The sequence below is a fragment of the Xanthomonas sp. 4461 genome (assembly GCF_024806475.1).
Classification (GTDB): Bacteria; Pseudomonadota; Gammaproteobacteria; order Xanthomonadales; family Xanthomonadaceae; genus Xanthomonas; species Xanthomonas arboricola_F.
In genome coordinates this window covers 1,564,745-1,580,345 of sequence record NZ_JANTYV010000001.1, presented here as the reverse complement: position 1 = coordinate 1,580,345, position 15,601 = coordinate 1,564,745, and the positions used below count along the sequence as shown (strand labels likewise).

Sequence of the window (15,601 nt, the reverse complement as noted above, 5' to 3'; positions counted from 1 at the left end):
CCTGACGCCGATCGCCGCCGCAGGCGGTTTTTTCCGCAATCTCGATGCCGCCAAATGGGGCGACATCGGGCAGGCGACCCTGGATACCTTGCTGATGCTGGCTGGCGCGCTGCCGCTGACCTTGCTGATCGGCCTGCCGCTGGGTGTTGCGCTGTTCCTGTGCGGCGCCCCGCAGCTACGCCGTCGTCCGGTGGTGTACGGCGTGCTGGCCCTGGTGATCAACCTGCTGCGTTCGGTGCCCTTCATCATCCTGATGATTGCGATGATCCCGCTCACCCTGGCGCTGATGGGCACCTCGCTCGGCGTGCGCGGCGCGATCCTGCCGCTGGTGGTGGGCGCCGCGCCGTTCTATGCGCGCCTGGTGGAAACCGCGCTGCGCGAGGTGGACCGCGGCATTATCGAAGCCAGCCAGGCGATGGGTGCCACCACGCGCCAGCTGGTGCTGTGGGTGCTGTTGCCCGAAGCGCGCCCCGGCCTGATCGCAGGCGCCACCGTCACCACCATCGCGCTGATCGGCTTCACCGCCATGGGCGGGGCGATCGGCTCCGGCGGCCTGGGCGATGTGGCCTACCGCGAGGGCTATATGCGCTCGCATGCCGATGTCGCGCTGATCACCGTCATCGCCTTGCTGGTGCTGGTGCAGCTGTTGCAGATGCTGGGCGATCGCCTGGTGGCCCGCTACAGCCGCCGCTGAGCCAGAGGCGCCGCCGGGTCGGCAACCGGTGGCCGCGGTGCATGCCCGCATCGGCGGCCATCGTTGCGGTCAGCTGCAGCCGGCTGCGCTGGCATCTTCCCGGCGTTCGTCTTGCCTGCACGGCCGGCGCGGGCCGCCGCATCGCCGCTGCACCTGCGGTCTGCTAGGTTTAACGCCTGCGGCCCGTCCGCATTCCTCCTCCCACGGACCCTTTCATGAGCACATTTGCGTTTCGTTCCCTTCTTGCTGTGGCCACGCTTGCGTTGGCGTCCTGCGGCGGCAATGGCGGCAGCGGTGGCGATACCCTCACCGTCGCTGCTACGGCGGTGCCGCACGCCGAAATCCTGGAAGTGGTCGAACCGCTGCTGGCCAAGCAGGGGGTGAAGCTGGATGTGCGCGTGTTCAACGACTACGTGCAGCCCAACGACCAGGTCGTGCAGAAGCAGATCGACGTCAACTATTTCCAGACCGAGCCCTACCTGGACGCCTACAACCGCGACCGCAAGAGCCAGCTGGTGACCGTGGTCGGCGTGCATATCGAGCCGTTCGGTGCGTACTCGCGCCGCTTCAAGGCGCTGGCCGATCTGCCGACCGGCGCCGACGTAGTGATTCCCAACGACCCGAGCAACAACAGCCGCGCGCTGATCCTGCTCGACAAGGCCGGCGTGATCAAACTCAAGGACCCGAGCAACGCGCTGTCCACCCAGCGCGACATCGTCGACAACCCCAAGCAGCTGAAATTCCGCGAGCTCGATTCGGCGATGCTGCCGCGCGTGCTGGATCAGGTGGACCTGGCGCTGATCAACACCAACTACGCGCTCGACGCCGGGCTCAACCCCACCCGCGATGCGCTGGCGATCGAAAGCAAGGAGTCGCCATACGTGAACTTCCTGGTGGCGCGCGCAGACAACAAGGACGATGCGCGCGTGCAGAAGCTGGCCAAGGCCTTGACCAGCCCGGAAGTGAAGGCCTTTATCGAACAGAAGTACAAGGGCGCGGTCCTGCCCGCGTTCTGAGTGCGATCACGACGGTCGCGCTCACCAGGCCGGTGCGCGCGGCCGATCGCACCGGCGGCACCGAACACACAGGGCTGACGCAGGCGTAGTAGCGTGGGCGGCCCTGCTCTCCGGCCACCGATGCGATGCCCCTGCTTCTTGCCATCCCGCTGGCCGTGATCATCGCCCTGGCGGTGTTCGCGGTGCTGTTCCCGTTATCGTTGCTGCAGCGTTTCCGTGTCGGTACCGCGCGCCGCCAGGCACGCGGCTGGTTGCTGATGATCAATCTGGTGTCTGCGGTCCTTTCCAGCGTGTTGTTCGTCATTTTCACCGCGATCGCCGCGGCATTCTGGCCAGGTGCGATCAGTCATGCCGCCTTCGGCTGGGCATGCGGGCTGGCGCTGGGTGTGCTGGCGTTGCGCCTGACCCAGTTCGAGCGCACCACCCAAGGGTTGTTCTATCGGCCCAATCTCTGGCTCGTGCTGGCCTTGACTGCGCTGGTAGTGGTGCGGGTGATCGCCGGCATGGTGCAGGGGTGGCGCAGTGCCTGGCAGGGCGTGGCATGGCCGGTCGATGGCTGGCTCAGCCATGCCAGCCTGCTGGGTGCCGCCGGCGTGCTGCTCGGCTATGCGTTGGCTTACGCCACCTTGCTGTGGTGGCGTTGGCGCACCGCGCGCTTGCGCGGCAGCGTCTACTGGCGTTGAAACGCGTCAGGTGCACGCCATGCGCCGACGCAGCCTGGCGCAGTCGTGGATGTCGTGCATAAAAAAACGGGCCTGACGGCCCGTTTTTTCGACTCGGACGTTGCGTATCGCGACGTGCTTAGAAGCGCGCGCCGACACCGAAACCAACGGTCCACGGATCCAGTTCCAGCTCGCTGCCGGTGCCCTGGCCGCCCACGCGCAGTTCCGGACGCGAACGCATGTAGCGGGCGTCGGCACGTGCGAACCAGGTGGAGTTGATGTTCATGTCCACACCGACGGTGCCGATCACGCCCTTGGCGGTATCCAGGCCCACGTGCTGACCGGTGGTCGACGCCGCATCGATCTTCTCGTTGCTGAAGTTCGATTCGTAGTAACCCACGCCCACGAACGGACGGAACACGTTGTCGGCCTGGCCGAAGTGATACTGGCCGCTGATGGCGATCGGCTGCTGCTCGACAGTGCCCAGCTTGCCCGCGCCATCGGCGTTGACACGGTGGTTGAACTTGTCGGCGGCGCCCCACAGTTCAACGGCCCAGTTGTCGTTGATGTAGTAGCTGGCGCTCAGCGTCGGCGCTGGGCCGCCATCGACGTCCAGGCCCGGAGCCGGATCGTTCTTCGGCTTGATCAAGGCGACACCACCGACCACTGCCCAATGCTTGCCGGACGCGCTATCGGCGCTGGTGGAAGTCGAGGAGGTGTCGCCGGTATAAGTGGTGTCCTGCGCGAACGCGGACGGTGCAAACGCAAGAGCGGATACGGCAGCCAGGCTCAGGATGGAAATGGCACGCATTGGAGGTCTCCTCGCATAATTTTTGTTAGGCCCGTGGAGTGGGCCGCGCCAAAGCTATTCCTGAAAATCTGAATCCACGCCTACCTGCAGCTCGCTAAAATTTCGTTTGTTCAGGAACTTTCCCAAGAAGGTTGCGGTTGCGACATGCAGGTTGAAAAAGACATTCACGCAGATGCGATTGCCGTGACGAAAAGCGACGTACGTGACGGCTTGCCAGCGCACATTCCTAACGATTGCCGTGTCCTGGTGCTCGGCTCGATGCCCGGCATCGCATCGTTGGAGGCGGGCCGCTATTACGCGCATCCGCGCAATCGGTTCTGGCCCTTGATGCATGCCCTATTAGGCATCGATGCCGCCGCAGCGTATGCCTTACGCATGCAGGCGCTGAACGCGCGTGGCGTCGGCGTGTGGGACGTCATCGGCCAGTGCGCGCGCCGCGGCAGCCTGGATGCTGCCATCGTCGCAGACAGTGTCGTGGTCAATCCGCTGCCAGCCGTGCTGGCACGCCTGCCGCAGCTGCGCATGGTGGCCTGCAATGGCGCCGCAGCGGCGCAGGCCTGGCGTCGCCACGTCGATCCGCTGCTATCGCCGGGTGCGCGCAGCGTGCCGCTTGTGGCGTTGCCCTCCACCAGTCCGGCCAACGCTGCATGGTCGTTGCCGCGCCTGTGCCAAGCGTGGCAATCGCTGCGCGATGCATTGGACTGATGCGGCCCTGGCACCGCGAAACAAGCGCCACGCTGCGTACCGGCGCGGCGCGTACACGTCAGTGCTTACGCAGACAGCCGCCACACCGCTAGCTACCGCCATAAGTCATGCCAGCGTCCGGCACAGGCAGCCCGCAGCGCGTGGCCGCACAGTGCAGGCAGCAGATGAAGGAGCACCGCAATGGCGATCAGACACGCAATGACGATGGCGGCAGCGCTAGCGTTGGCGTTGGGCAGCGTTGCTGCAGCGGATGCGACCGCTGCCGACGAGATGCATTGCGATGTCAGCAGCGATTACGACCTCACGCTCAACCCGCGCAGCCTGATCCTGATTCGCGACGCCGGGTCGCCGCAGCGCCTGGTGATGCGCCAGGGGGCGTTGTTCGTCGACGATCGCTGGGTGACGCTGAGCGCAGACGACCGCACTCGCCTGATCCAGTTCGAGCGGCAGACCCGCGAGGTGGTGCCGCTGGCGCAGGAGGTCGGCCGCGAGGCTGCAGATATCGCGGTCACCGCGCTCGGCGAAGTGGCCGCCGGATTCAGCCGCAGTCCCGAGGCCACCCGTGCGCAACTGGCCAGCGTGCGCGAAAAGATCGATCTGCGCTTGAAGCAGAGCTTCAGCAAAAGCCAGCTCACGCCCGTGAATATCGACGACGACATCGGCGCGCTGGTCGCCGAGGTATTGCCGCAGGTGATCGGCGATGTGATCGCCGGTGCGGTGCAGTCGGGGCTCACCGGCAACGACGTGCAGCTGCGTTCGCTCGATGGGCTTGACGCGCGCATCGAGCGTCTGGTCGAGCCGCAGGCGCGTGCATTGCGCCCGCGCGCGCAGCGCTTGTGCGACCGTGTCCAAGCGCTGGATGGGCTGGACAATGCGCTGGCGTATCGTTTGCCCTCGGGCGAGCCACTGCAACTGTTGCGGGTGGAACGACGCGCCCCGAAATAAGCATGCGCGCGCGTGCGCGGACGCTGCATCCTGCCGGCCGTGCGATTTTTTCCGCGGCAATGGTTGGCGCTGCGGCCCGTGGCCGGCCACAATAGGGGTTTCCCCATCTGTTGCCGGAGTTCCCCGTATGGCCGAAATCAAGGAAGCACTTGTCCCCGATATCGGTGACTACAGCGATGTCCCGGTAATCGAGGTGCTGGTGTCGGTCGGCGATACGGTCAGCAAGGACCAGAGCCTGGTCACGCTGGAATCGGACAAGGCCACGATGGAAGTGCCCTCGTCGGTGTCCGGCGTGGTCAAGGAGATCAAGGTCAAGGTCGGCGACGCGCTGTCGCAGGGCGCGCTGGTGGCGCTGATCGAAGTGGCCGATGCCGACGCCGACACTGCGTCCAAGCCGGCCGCTGCCGCGCCTGCTGCCCCGGCCAAGGCCGCTCCCGCTGCTGCCCCGGCACCTGCTGCCAAGGCAGCCCCGGCTGCATCCGCTGCCGCCGAAGGCGGTCTGGTCGAAGCGCGCGTGCCGGATATCGGCGATTACACCGACATCCCGGTGATCGAAGTGCTGGTCGCCGTCGGCGATACCGTCGCCAAGGACCAGAGCCTGGTCACGCTGGAATCGGACAAGGCCACGATGGAAGTGCCGTCCTCGGCCGCCGGCGTGGTCAAGGAACTCAAGGTCAAGGTGGGCGACACGCTCTCGCAGGGCAACGTGGTGGCGATCATCGCTGCCAGCGATGGCGGCGCCGGTGCGGCGCAGTCCCCGGCCAAGCCCAGCACCGACACCGCCGAAACCGCCGGCAAGGTCGAGCCGGTCGCGGTGTCGGCCGAGCCGGACAAGCTGGCCCAGCGCGAGATCGCGCAGGTGCAGGGCGCGCGCTCCAGTGAGGCCGCGCAGCCTGCGCAGGGCGGCCAGCCGTCGGCCGGGCAGCCATCCAGCCCGCCGGTGACCTTCGACGCCGACAGCGTGCTGCCGTCCAAGGTGGCCTACGCCAGCCCGGTGGTGCGCGTGTTCGCGCGCGAGCTGGGCGTGGACCTGAACCAGCTCAAGGGCAGCGAAAAGGGCGGCCGCATCACCCGTGAAGACGTGCAGCGCTTCGTCAAGGCCGCACTCAGCGGTGGCGCGCCTGCCGCAGCCGGTGCCGCACCGGCCGGTGGCGGCAACGGCCTGAACCTGCTGGCCTGGCCGAAGGTGGACTTCAGCAAGTTCGGCGAGACCGAGACCCAGCCGCTGTCGCGCATCAAGAAGATTTCCGGCGCCAACCTGGCACGCAACTGGGCGATGATTCCGCACGTCACCCAGTTCGAATCGGCCGACATCACCGATCTGGAAGCCCTGCGCGTGGCGCTGAACAAGGAAAACGAGAAGGCCGGCATCAAGCTGACCATGCTCGCCTTCCTGGTCAAGGCCAGTGCCGCGGCGCTGAAGAAGTTCCCCGAGTTCAACGCCTCGCTCGATGCAGCCGGCGAAAACCTCACGCTGAAGAAGTACATCAACATCGGTTTTGCCGCCGATACGCCGAACGGCCTGGTGGTTCCGGTGATCCGCGACGTGGACAAGAAGGGCGTGCTGCAGATCGCCCAGGAAAGCGGCGAGCTGGCCAAGAAGGCGCGCGACGGCAAGCTCGGCCCGGCCGACATGAGCGGCGGCTGCTTCTCGATCAGCTCGCTCGGCGGCATCGGCGGCACCGCGTTCACGCCGATCATCAATGCACCGGAAGTGGCGATCCTGGGCGTGTCCAAGTCGGCGATGCAGCCGGTCTGGAACGGCAAGGAGTTCGCGCCGAAGTTGATGCTGCCGTTGTCGCTGAGCTACGACCACCGCGTCATCGACGGCGCGCTGGCGGCCCGCTTCACCACCTACCTCAGCCAGGTGCTGGCCGACATGCGTCGCGTCCTGCTGTGAGGACTGCGCTGCTGACGATCGCCTTGCTCGGCGTGCTGCCGTGCAGCGGTGCGGTGGCACGCGAGTGCGACAGCACGCTGGGGCGCGGCTGGCCGCCGGCGGTGGGCAACTACGGCACCGCAGTGAGCACGCTGCTCGACGGCGCCAGCAAGCCGGCCTTGTCGTTGCTGACCCTGCCCGCGCGTGGCGTGGAAAGCGGCGTGTCGCTGGTGCCGGGCAAGGACGGCGCCGACTGGACCTTGCGCCATAGTCGCGCCGACGAGCGCGTCTACAGCTGGGTCAGTCAGGCCGATCGCGGCAGTGTGCAGTTCCGCACCGAGCAGACCCCGGAAACGGTCGAGATCCCGATTCCGGCGGCGCTGGCCAAGCGTCTGGTCAGCAACTGGACCGCGGCCCTGACCCAGCTGGCACCGAGCGGCCGCACCGCGCCGGTGACCGAGGGCGAAGTGCTGTCGTTCCAGGTCGACGGCGTGCGCTACAGCGGTACGCGCCCGAGCTGCGGCGCCGGCGAGCTGCTGCTGCAGCAGGCCGCGTTGCTGATCGAGGCCAGCGACGGCAAGGAAAAGAAGCGCGACAAGCGCTGGACCCAAATCGAATCGTCGCTGGATGAACTCCAGCAGACGCTTGCCGGCACGGCCGGTTGAGCCACAGGAGAAGCAAATGGCGGTCATTGAAATCAAGGTTCCCGACATCGGCGATTACAGCGATGTCCCCGTCATCGAAGTGCTGGTCGCCGTGGGCGACAGCGTGGCCAAGGACCAGGGCCTGGTGACGCTGGAATCGGACAAGGCCACGCTGGAAGTGCCGTCCTCGGCCGCCGGTGTGGTCAAGGAACTCAAGGTCAAGGTCGGCGACAGCCTGTCCGAAGGCGCAGTGGTGCTGCTGCTGGAAACCGCAGGCGAGGCCGCTGCGCCTGCGCCCGCCAAGGCCGCTGCGCCTGCTGCGGCCCCTGCGGCCGCCTCACCCGGCAGCAAGCCGCCGGTGACGCCGTCGCATCGCGCCCCGGCCGAACCGGCGCCGTCCAAGCCGGCCCTGGCCAGCGGCAAGCCGGCCGATATCGAATGCAAGATGGTGGTGCTCGGCGCCGGCCCCGGTGGCTACACCGCCGCGTTCCGCGCCGCCGACCTGGGCCTGGATACGGTGCTGATCGAGCGCTACGCCAGCCTGGGCGGGGTCTGCCTCAATGTCGGCTGCATCCCGTCCAAGGCGCTGCTGCATGCCGCCGCGGTGATCGACGAAGTGGCGCATGCCGGCGATTTTGGCGTGGACTTCGGCCAGCCCAAGATCACCCTGGACAAGCTGCGCGAGTACAAGGAAAAGGTGGTCGGCAAGCTCACCGGCGGCCTGGCCAGCATGGCCAAGCAGCGCAAGGTGCGTACCGTCACCGGCGTGGCGTCATTCGTGTCGCCCAACGAGCTGGAGATCGTCGGCGACGACGGCAAGACCCAGCTGCTGCGCTTCGAGCATTGCATCATCGCCGCTGGTTCGCAGGCGGTGAAGCTGCCCAACTTCCCGTGGGACGACAAGCGCGTGATGGACTCCACCGACGCGCTGGAGCTGCACGACATCCCCAAGACCCTGCTGGTGGTCGGCGGCGGCATCATCGGCCTGGAAATGGCCACGGTGTACAGCGCGCTCGGCAGCAAGGTCACCGTGGTCGAGTTCATGGACCAGCTGATGCCGGGTGCCGACAAGGACCTGGTCAAGCCGCTGGCCGACCGCCTGAAGAAGCAGGGCGTCGAGGTCCATCTCAAGACCAAGGCCACCGACGTCACCGCCGACAAGGCCGGCATCACCGTGTCCTTCGAGGCGGCTGTGGAGGGCGAGAAGCCCGGCCTGCAGGCCACCGCCTATGACCGCGTGCTGGTCGCGGTGGGCCGTTCGCCCAACGGCAAGAAGATCGGCGCAGAGAAGGCGGGCGTCACCGTTACCGAGCGCGGCTTCATTCCGGTGGACCGGCAGATGCGCACCAACGTGCCGCACATCTTCGCCATCGGCGACATCGTCGGTAACCCGATGCTGGCGCACAAGGCCACCCACGAGGGCAAGCTGGCCGCCGAAGTGGCTGCCGGCGAGAAGAAGGAGTGGGTGGCGCGGGTGATTCCGTCGGTGGCCTACACCAACCCGGAAATCGCCTGGGTCGGCGTCACCGAGACCGAAGCCAAGGCCAAGGGCCTGAAGGTCGGCGTGGCCAAGTTCCCGTGGGCCGCAAGCGGCCGTGCGATCGGCATCGGCCGCACCGAGGGCTTCACCAAGCTGATCTTCGACGAAGAGACCCACCGCGTCATCGGTGGCGCCATCGTCGGCGTGCATGCCGGTGACCTGCTGGCCGAGATCGGCCTGGCGATCGAGATGGGCGCCGAGGCCGAAGACATCGGCCACACCATCCACGCCCATCCGACCCTGAGCGAATCGGTCGGCATGGCGGCCGAGGTCTACGACGGCACCATCACCGACCTGTACATCCCGAAGAAGAAGTAACCGCGCGCGTCCGCAGCGGTCAGCAACGCCCCGCCTTGTGCGGGGCGTTGTCGTCAGGGGCACGGGTAAGCGCGATCGCCGTTGGCACGATCGCTGCGGCGCTGCGCTGCGCCGTATCGTGTGGGACGCTTTAGTGCATGCGATGCGACTGCGCACGCGCAGAGTTTTGCGGCACTTTCGATGTGCGACGCAGCCGCATGTGGCGACCGGACTTGGCCGTTGCGCTTGATCACCGGGTTCGACAGGGCCGGGCCTGCAAGCCGATTGCGCAGGTCCCCTGGGCATGGCGCACGGCGATGGCGCATCGCCCGCGCGCCAGACACGGCTGACGAGGCCACGCATTGCATTGCGACGGTGCGACATCCATGCGCAGGCGCTTGCGCAGCCCGCGGTACGCTTGCACCATCGGGGCGCGGACACGCCGTTCGCAGCTCAGGGACGACCCCGATGTCGAAGATGCGTTTGCCGGTGCTGCTCGCCGCTGCCGGCTGCCTGTGTGCCTCGCTGGGTGCGCACGCACAGACCACCGTGATCACCGCCGCGCGCCTGCTGGACGTGCAGGCCGGCCACTATGTGGACAAGCCGCAGATCGAAGTGGTTGCCGGCCGTATCACCCGCGTCGGTCGGCAGGGCGATCCGCTGCCGGCCGAGGTGCAGCGCATCGATCTGGGCGAGCGCACGCTGTTGCCGGGGCTGATCGACATGCATGTGCATCTCACCGTGGACCCCACCCTGGGCGGCTACAAGGCGCTGGAGTACACCGACAATTTCTGGACCGTGGTCGGTGTGGCCAATGCCGCAAAAACGCTGCGCGCAGGCTTCACCACGGTGCGCAATGTCGGCTCGCTCAACTACGACGATGTCGCGCTCAAGCAGGCGATCGAGCGCGGCACCGTGCCCGGCCCGCGTATCGTGCCGGCCACCTATGGCATCGGCGCGACCGGCGGCCATTGCGATGCCACCGAATTTCCGCCCTCGGTCAAGGTCGGCGGCCCCGGTGTCGCCGATGGCCCGGACGCGATCCGCGCGGCAGTGCGTACGCTGCGCAAATATGGCGCAGAAGTGATCAAGTTCTGCGGCACCGGCGGCGTGCTGTCCAAGACCGACAGCGTCGGCGGGCAGCAATACAGCCTGGAGGAAATGCGCGCACTGGTGGACGAGGCGCACCGGTTGGGCCTGAAGGTCGCCGTGCATGCGCATGGCACCGCCGGCATCAACGATGCGATCCGCGCAGGCGCCGACACCATCGAGCACGCCAGCCTGGCCGATGCGGAATCCTTCAAGCTGGCCAAGGCGCATGGCACCTGGTTTTCGATGGACATCTACAACGACGACTACATCCTGGCCGAAGGCGAAAGGAATGGCCTGTTCGCCGAATCGCTGGAAAAGGAGCGCCAGATCGGGCGCAAGCAGCGCGAGACCTTTCGTGCCGCGCACGCGGCCGGGGTCAAGCTGGTATTCGGCAGCGATGGCGGGGTGTATCCCAACGGCGACAATGCGCGCCAGTTCGCCAAGATGGTGGAGTGGGGCATGACGCCGCTGGAAGCGATCCGTGCCGCCACCGTGGACGCAGCCCTGGCTCTGGGGCGCAGCAACGACGTCGGCGCCATCGCTCCGGGCCGCTACGCCGATCTGATCGCGGTCAGCGGCGATCCGCTGCAGGACGTCACCGTGTTGCGGCAGGTAGAGGGCGTGATCAAGGGCGGCGAACGCGTCGCCGAGTGAGCACGCCGGCGCCTGGCTGCAGCGTGCGGACGTTTGACGATGCTCGCGGTTGCCGCCGAGCATCTGCCGCAGATTCGCCACAGCGTCGCCCGGCACCAGGGCTTGCCGAGCGCGATCCAGGCCGGACGCGACGGCGTCGCCGCCGGCTGCCGGTGCAGCATGCCCACGCCGATCCTGCCTTGCAGGAGCGCGCGCTGGACACCTTGACCAGGAAGGGCGCTCGCAGTGGCGAGGTCGGCGCATCAGCAGGTCCTGCTGACCGACCGCGTGTTCATGGCAGACGACAGACCGCAGCGTTACGGCAGCCAGTTGATCGCCGGGCGGTGCCGTTGGATAACCAGGCCGATCCCCGATGCGGAGCAGGTGGGCGTGTTGCGCGCCTGTATGGACGCGATGCCGCTGGCCGGCCCGTGTGCGTGGCTACGCAGCCGTTCCTGGCGCCGTCGACGCCGCCGGGCAGCTGAAACGCGAACGGCCCGCACAGGGCGGGCCGTTCGCTTGCAACGGTGGTGCAGATCAGAACGCGAACGTCACGCCTGCCACCGGGCCCTTGAACTCCTGCTTCAGGCCGATCAGGCCATCGCTGCCGCGCTGGTCGACGTCGAGCTTGAACCAGTCGTAGCCGGCGAAGATGCCGAAGTTCTTGGTGAAGCGGTATTCGGCCATCGCGTTGGCGCGGCTCAGGTCGCCTTCGTAATCGCCGAAATCGCCCCAGCTGGTGTTGAGGTACTGGCCCTGCACGTTGAACAGCCAGTGCTCGCTCGGACGGGCGGTGAAACGGATGCCCACGACCGGCGCAGCGCCGTCTTCGCTTTCATCCACGACATCGCCGCTGAACACGCTGCCCAAATCCGCATAGGCATTGGCCTCGACCTTGGCGTATTCGGCGCCGATCTGCAGGCCCAGGCTGAATTCCGGCGAATCGATCACCGAGTAGTCGTACACCAGGGTCGCGACCTGATACTTCAGCTCGCCCTTGATGAAGCTGCCGGTAGGCACGGTCACGCCGCCGGCGCTCAGATCCTGGCTCAGGGTCTCGCGGCGATCCTTGTCGTACTTGAAGTAATCGAAGATCAGGCGCTGGCGGGTGCTGATGCGGAACACGCCATCCACGCGCGGCTCCCATTCCTTGCCGCCCAGCTTGAAGTCTTCATTGACCGACACGTTGTTGCCCGCCAGCAGCGTGTTGCCGCGGATGGTGTTGTCGTTGTCCACATTCATCGCACCGAGGCGAATCTGGAAGCGGTCATCGGTATCTTCAGCGTGTGCGGGCGCGACGTAGGCGACGGCCAGAACGCACGGGATCGCCAGTGCGAGGAGGTGTTTCATGGGAGCTCCGAATTCTTGGAATGGTCAGGCCGGTGGGCCAGTGGCGCGCACTATCGATAAGACGACGTCTTCCAAAAGTGAAGGACCTGTCGCACACCCGTGAAGACGGAGATAGCAATCGAACAAAACGGTCCGCATGTCCAATAGGCATGGGGGCCGCGCGGCGGACACGGCAAATTCGGCGCTGAAAAGGACGCGCAAAAAGTGTGGCGTAGAGCATACCTTCAGGTACGGTCGCCGCTGCCAACTGCGCAACCGGTGCCGCACCAGGCGGCAAGGTGGCGGCCATTGCGGCGCTGCATGGATCGAAACGCGCGTGCGATGCAGCGGATTGGACCGCCGATGGGAAGGTGGCTGCGGCGCGCGACATTGCGTAATAAGCAGGAGCCCCGGTCTCCCAGGGCTCCCATAGGCGGCCTGCGGCGGTACCTTTCGACGAGGATGTGCAGGCCTCGCAAGTTCCGACCGCCAGTTTGTGGCAAAGTTCCCACCCGCCGCCGCGGCGCGCGCTTGGTGCGTTGCAGCAGCGAATGACCTTTGCCGGTTGTCTCGCAATTTGTCCCATTGCTATACTTTCGCGGCTCGACGAGGCGCAACTGCGCTTCCCCCTCATTCACACGTAAGGTAACCGTAGTGCTGAACTCCGTTGACGCGGGTCGGCGGTTGATGCTGCGCGCTGCGGTATATCCGCTTGCCGCTGTAGCTATAACCAGTCTGGGGTTGCTGTTGGTCGGTCCCCGTTACTCTGCCGGTCTGGCGTTGACCGGGTTTGCGACGGTACTGGGCGGTTGGGTTGCGGCACGTACCGCGCTTGGTGGCGGCATCCAGGCAGCAGGCATCGCGATGGTGCGGTTGGTGCTGGCGATGGTGCTGAAGTGGGTGCTGGTATTTGCGGCGTTGTCGCTGGGCTTTGCCCTGTGGCGGCTGCCTCCTCTGGCTCTGTTGGCGGGTATCGCCATCGGGTTGATTTTTCAGGTTCTGGCTCTGGCCAGACGTTGATTCGAACTTAAAGGGCTCCAGACACATGGCGGGCGAGGCAGCAACACCTACCTCCTATATCCAGCATCACCTGCAGAACCTGATCTATCCGGTTCGCGAGGGTGGCGGCACGTTTTGGACCATCCACGTCGACACCCTGGTCATGGCGGTGTTGATGGGCCTGGTCATGGTGCTGGCGTTCTGGACGGCGACCCGCAATGCCACGGCCGGCGTGCCGGGCAAGTGGCAGGCATTCGTGGAAATCTGCCTGGAATTCGTCGATCGGCAGGCCAAGGACACCTACCACGGCAGCAGCAAGCTGGTGACGCCGATCGCGATCACCATCTTCTTCTGGATCCTGTTGATGAACCTCATCAAGATGATCCCGGCCGATTTCATCGCCATTCCGCTGGGCTGGGCCGGCATCCACGCCTGGAAGCCGGTGCCCACCGCCGACGTCAATGCCACCTTGGGCATGTCGATCAGCGTGTTCTTCCTGATGATCGTGTTCTCGCTGCGCTCCAAGGGCGTGGGCGGCATGACCAAGGAATTCCTCACGGCGCCGTTCGGCAAGTGGATGATGCCGTTCAACCTGCTCTTGAACATCGTCGAGTGGCTGAGCAAGCCGATTTCGCTGGCGATGCGACTGTTCGGCAACATGTTCGGCGGCGAGATCGTCTTCCTGCTGATCTGGGTGCTGGGCGGTGCGGGCATCGCCGGCATGGTCGCTGGCGGCGTATTCGGCCTCGGCTGGATGCTGTTCCACCTGTTGGTGATTCCGCTGCAGGCCTTCATCTTCATGATGCTGTCGATCGTGTATCTGAGCCTGGCCGAAGACAGTCACTGAGTTTGCTGCACCCTTCATCCGCTTCATCCCGATTCATCCATCACCCTTAGAAACTTTCGTTCGGAGATCACCATGTACCTCGCCGTCCTGACCAACCTCGCTCAAGTCCAGAGCTCCACCGTCCTCGCCGTCGGCATCATGATCGGCCTGGCCGCGCTGGGTGCCGGCCTCGGTCTGGCCATCATGGCTGGCAAGTTCCTGGAATCTGCCGCACGCCAGCCGGAACTGATCCCGGTGCTGCAGGTCCGCATGTTCATCACCGCCGGCCTGATCGACGCCGCGTTCATCATCAGCGTCGCTGTCGGCCTGCTGTTCGCCTTCGCCAACCCGCTGGCCCAGGTGTTCATCGAGCGTCTGTCGCAGGCTGCCGGCTGATCCAGCGGTAGCAGGATGTGGAGGCAGCCAGTGCGGCTGCCCCCGCGGATGAAGGTCGGAAAGCGTCGCCCTGCGGCGGCGCTTTCACCCCTAAACAGCGATTGAGCGACCCATGGATATCACCCTTACCATCTTTGCCCAGGCGCTGGCCTTCGCCGGTCTGATCTGGATCGTCGCGACCAAAATCTGGCCGCCGCTGCTGCAGGCGATCGAAGAGCGTCAGCAAAAGATCGCTGAAGGTCTGGCCGCGGCCGATCGCAGTCAGAAGGATCTGGCGCAGGCGCAGGAAAAGGTCAACGAAGCACTGAAGGACGCACGCACCAAGGCCAACGAGATCATCGATCAGGCCCATGCGCGCGCCAACCAGATCATCGAGGCGGCCAAGCTCGAGGCGATTGCCGAAGCCAACCGTCAGAAGGATCTGGCCCAGACCGAAATCGACGCATCTGCAACCCGTGCCCGTGAGGAGCTGCGCAAGCAGGTCTCTGTGCTGGCGGTCAGTGGCGCCGAGAAGCTGCTCAAGCGCGAAATCGACGCCAACGCCCACAAGGCGCTGCTCGACGAGCTGGCGGCGGAGATTTAATCGATGAGTCAGGCCCTCACACTTGCCCGTCCGTACGGCCGCGCCGCGTTTGCGATCGCGCGTGAGGGCGGCAACTTCGCGCCCTGGTCCGATGCGCTGGCGTTTTCGGCGCAGGTGGCCGGCGACCCGCGTGTGGCCGCGCTGCTGCTCAACCCGGCCCTGCGCCAGGATCAGGCAGTGACGTTGCTGGCACCGCCGCAGGCGAGCGAAGACTATCTGCGTTTCCTCGGCCTGCTGGCCGACGCGCAGCGGCTGTCGCTGCTGCCGGAAGTGGCAGGACTGTACGAACAACTGCGAGCTGAAGCCGAACACGTCGTCAAGGCGACGGTGACCTCGGCGGCTGCAATGAGCCAGGCGGAACTGGACACGATCGCTGCTGCGCTGAAGAAGCGTTTCGGCCGCGAGGTGGACATCACCACCGCGGTGGACGCCTCGTTGATCGGCGGCGCGGTGATCGACACCGGCGACGTGGTCATCGACGGCTCGCTGAAGGGCAAGCTTGCGCGTCTGCAAAGCTCGCTCGCCCACTGAATTCACATAAACGCATGGC

The 15,601-nt window shown here is 66.0% G+C and carries 16 protein-coding genes; 14 read left to right on the top strand and 2 right to left on the bottom strand.

The genetic code is table 11. The features are described 5' to 3' along the window. The first annotated feature begins 1 nt into the window (after nt 1). The 3 genes from FHY19_RS06745 (at nt 2) to FHY19_RS06735 (ending at nt 2,393) form a co-directional block, all read left to right on the top strand. Entirely contained in the window at nt 2-694 is a 693-nt protein-coding gene (locus FHY19_RS06745) for a methionine ABC transporter permease (protein ID WP_259164089.1), read from the top strand. A gap of 215 nt (nt 695-909) precedes the next feature. After that, nucleotides 910-1,710 (top strand): MetQ/NlpA family ABC transporter substrate-binding protein, encoded by an 801-nt coding sequence (locus FHY19_RS06740; protein WP_259156669.1) that lies wholly within the window; start codon nt 910-912, stop codon nt 1,708-1,710. Between the two features lie 125 nt (nt 1,711-1,835). After that, nucleotides 1,836-2,393: a DUF1453 domain-containing protein gene (locus FHY19_RS06735; protein ID WP_259156668.1), complete on the top strand. Its 558-nt coding sequence runs from the start codon at nt 1,836-1,838 to the stop codon at nt 2,391-2,393. A gap of 118 nt (nt 2,394-2,511) precedes the next feature. Here FHY19_RS06735 and FHY19_RS06730 read toward each other — a convergent pair whose 3' ends face one another. Continuing rightward, nucleotides 2,512-3,183, bottom strand: a complete 672-nt coding sequence (locus FHY19_RS06730; RefSeq protein WP_259156667.1) for an OmpW family outer membrane protein — start codon at nt 3,181-3,183, stop codon at nt 2,512-2,514. A gap of 144 nt (nt 3,184-3,327) precedes the next feature. Here FHY19_RS06730 and FHY19_RS06725 point away from each other — a divergent pair, with 144 nt between their 5' ends. The 6 genes from FHY19_RS06725 (at nt 3,328) to FHY19_RS06700 (ending at nt 10,939) form a co-directional block, all read left to right on the top strand. Continuing rightward, a complete protein-coding gene (locus FHY19_RS06725; protein ID WP_259163129.1) occupies nt 3,328-3,888 on the top strand; it encodes a DNA-deoxyinosine glycosylase in 561 nt (186 codons plus the stop codon). A gap of 180 nt (nt 3,889-4,068) precedes the next feature. Further along, complete coding sequence (locus tag FHY19_RS06720; protein WP_259163128.1) at nt 4,069-4,833, top strand: YggN family protein; 765 nt, start codon at nt 4,069-4,071, stop codon at nt 4,831-4,833. A gap of 127 nt (nt 4,834-4,960) precedes the next feature. Further along, nucleotides 4,961-6,733: a dihydrolipoyllysine-residue acetyltransferase gene (locus FHY19_RS06715; protein WP_259163127.1), complete on the top strand. Its 1,773-nt coding sequence runs from the start codon at nt 4,961-4,963 to the stop codon at nt 6,731-6,733. Continuing rightward, entirely contained in the window at nt 6,730-7,377 is a 648-nt protein-coding gene (locus FHY19_RS06710) for a hypothetical protein (protein WP_259163126.1), read from the top strand. The genes FHY19_RS06715 and FHY19_RS06710 overlap by 4 nt, the downstream gene beginning before the upstream one ends. Nucleotides 7,378-7,393: 16 nt before the next feature. Further along, nucleotides 7,394-9,214, top strand: coding sequence for a dihydrolipoyl dehydrogenase (gene lpdA, locus FHY19_RS06705; protein ID WP_259163125.1), 1,821 nt, complete (start codon nt 7,394-7,396; stop codon nt 9,212-9,214). A 447-nt stretch (nt 9,215-9,661) separates the two neighbouring features. After that, nucleotides 9,662-10,939, top strand: a complete 1,278-nt coding sequence (locus tag FHY19_RS06700; protein ID WP_259163124.1) for an amidohydrolase family protein — start codon at nt 9,662-9,664, stop codon at nt 10,937-10,939. Nucleotides 10,940-11,455: 516 nt separating this feature from the next. On the opposite strand, the gene FHY19_RS06695 is transcribed toward FHY19_RS06700, so the two are convergent. Then, complete coding sequence (locus FHY19_RS06695; protein ID WP_259156657.1) at nt 11,456-12,268, bottom strand: hypothetical protein; 813 nt, start codon at nt 12,266-12,268, stop codon at nt 11,456-11,458. Nucleotides 12,269-12,901: 633 nt separating this feature from the next. Here FHY19_RS06695 and FHY19_RS06690 point away from each other — a divergent pair. From FHY19_RS06690 to FHY19_RS06670, 5 genes are all read left to right on the top strand, one after another. Then, nucleotides 12,902-13,267 carry a hypothetical protein gene (locus FHY19_RS06690; protein WP_074059361.1) on the top strand — a complete coding sequence of 122 codons (366 nt, stop codon included), beginning with the start codon at nt 12,902-12,904 and terminating at the stop codon, nt 13,265-13,267. Between the two features lie 25 nt (nt 13,268-13,292). Next, nucleotides 13,293-14,093, top strand: a complete 801-nt coding sequence (gene atpB, locus FHY19_RS06685; protein ID WP_039421795.1) for a F0F1 ATP synthase subunit A — start codon at nt 13,293-13,295, stop codon at nt 14,091-14,093. A gap of 72 nt (nt 14,094-14,165) precedes the next feature. Then, nucleotides 14,166-14,468, top strand: coding sequence for a F0F1 ATP synthase subunit C (gene atpE / locus FHY19_RS06680; RefSeq protein WP_002814105.1), 303 nt, complete (start codon nt 14,166-14,168; stop codon nt 14,466-14,468). Nucleotides 14,469-14,580: 112 nt separating this feature from the next. Further along, a complete protein-coding gene (locus FHY19_RS06675) occupies nt 14,581-15,051 on the top strand; it encodes a F0F1 ATP synthase subunit B (protein WP_003483999.1) in 471 nt (156 codons plus the stop codon). Nucleotides 15,052-15,054: 3 nt separating this feature from the next. After that, nucleotides 15,055-15,582 carry a F0F1 ATP synthase subunit delta gene (locus FHY19_RS06670; protein WP_115050627.1) on the top strand — a complete coding sequence of 176 codons (528 nt, stop codon included), beginning with the start codon at nt 15,055-15,057 and terminating at the stop codon, nt 15,580-15,582. The last annotated feature ends 19 nt before the right edge of the window (nt 15,583-15,601 follow it).

Bases quoted from the DNA above. Each gene is read 5' to 3' on its own strand.
- FHY19_RS06675 (WP_003483999.1), top strand. From the start codon at position 14,581: ATGGATATCACCCTTACCATCTTTGCCCAGGCGCTGGCCTTCGCCGGT.
- atpE (WP_002814105.1), top strand. From the start codon at position 14,166: ATGTACCTCGCCGTCCTGACCAACCTCGCTCAAGTCCAGAGCTCCACC.
- FHY19_RS06730 (WP_259156667.1), bottom strand. From the start codon at position 3,183: ATGCGTGCCATTTCCATCCTGAGCCTGGCTGCCGTATCCGCTCTTGCG.
- FHY19_RS06740 (WP_259156669.1), top strand. From the start codon at position 910: ATGAGCACATTTGCGTTTCGTTCCCTTCTTGCTGTGGCCACGCTTGCG.
- FHY19_RS06725 (WP_259163129.1), top strand. From the start codon at position 3,328: ATGCAGGTTGAAAAAGACATTCACGCAGATGCGATTGCCGTGACGAAA.
- FHY19_RS06735 (WP_259156668.1), top strand. From the start codon at position 1,836: ATGCCCCTGCTTCTTGCCATCCCGCTGGCCGTGATCATCGCCCTGGCG.
- FHY19_RS06700 (WP_259163124.1), top strand. From the start codon at position 9,662: ATGTCGAAGATGCGTTTGCCGGTGCTGCTCGCCGCTGCCGGCTGCCTG.
- atpB (WP_039421795.1), top strand. From the start codon at position 13,293: ATGGCGGGCGAGGCAGCAACACCTACCTCCTATATCCAGCATCACCTG.
- FHY19_RS06670 (WP_115050627.1), top strand. From the start codon at position 15,055: ATGAGTCAGGCCCTCACACTTGCCCGTCCGTACGGCCGCGCCGCGTTT.
- FHY19_RS06720 (WP_259163128.1), top strand. From the start codon at position 4,069: ATGGCGATCAGACACGCAATGACGATGGCGGCAGCGCTAGCGTTGGCG.
- FHY19_RS06695 (WP_259156657.1), bottom strand. From the start codon at position 12,268: ATGAAACACCTCCTCGCACTGGCGATCCCGTGCGTTCTGGCCGTCGCC.
- lpdA (WP_259163125.1), top strand. From the start codon at position 7,394: ATGGCGGTCATTGAAATCAAGGTTCCCGACATCGGCGATTACAGCGAT.
- FHY19_RS06715 (WP_259163127.1), top strand. From the start codon at position 4,961: ATGGCCGAAATCAAGGAAGCACTTGTCCCCGATATCGGTGACTACAGC.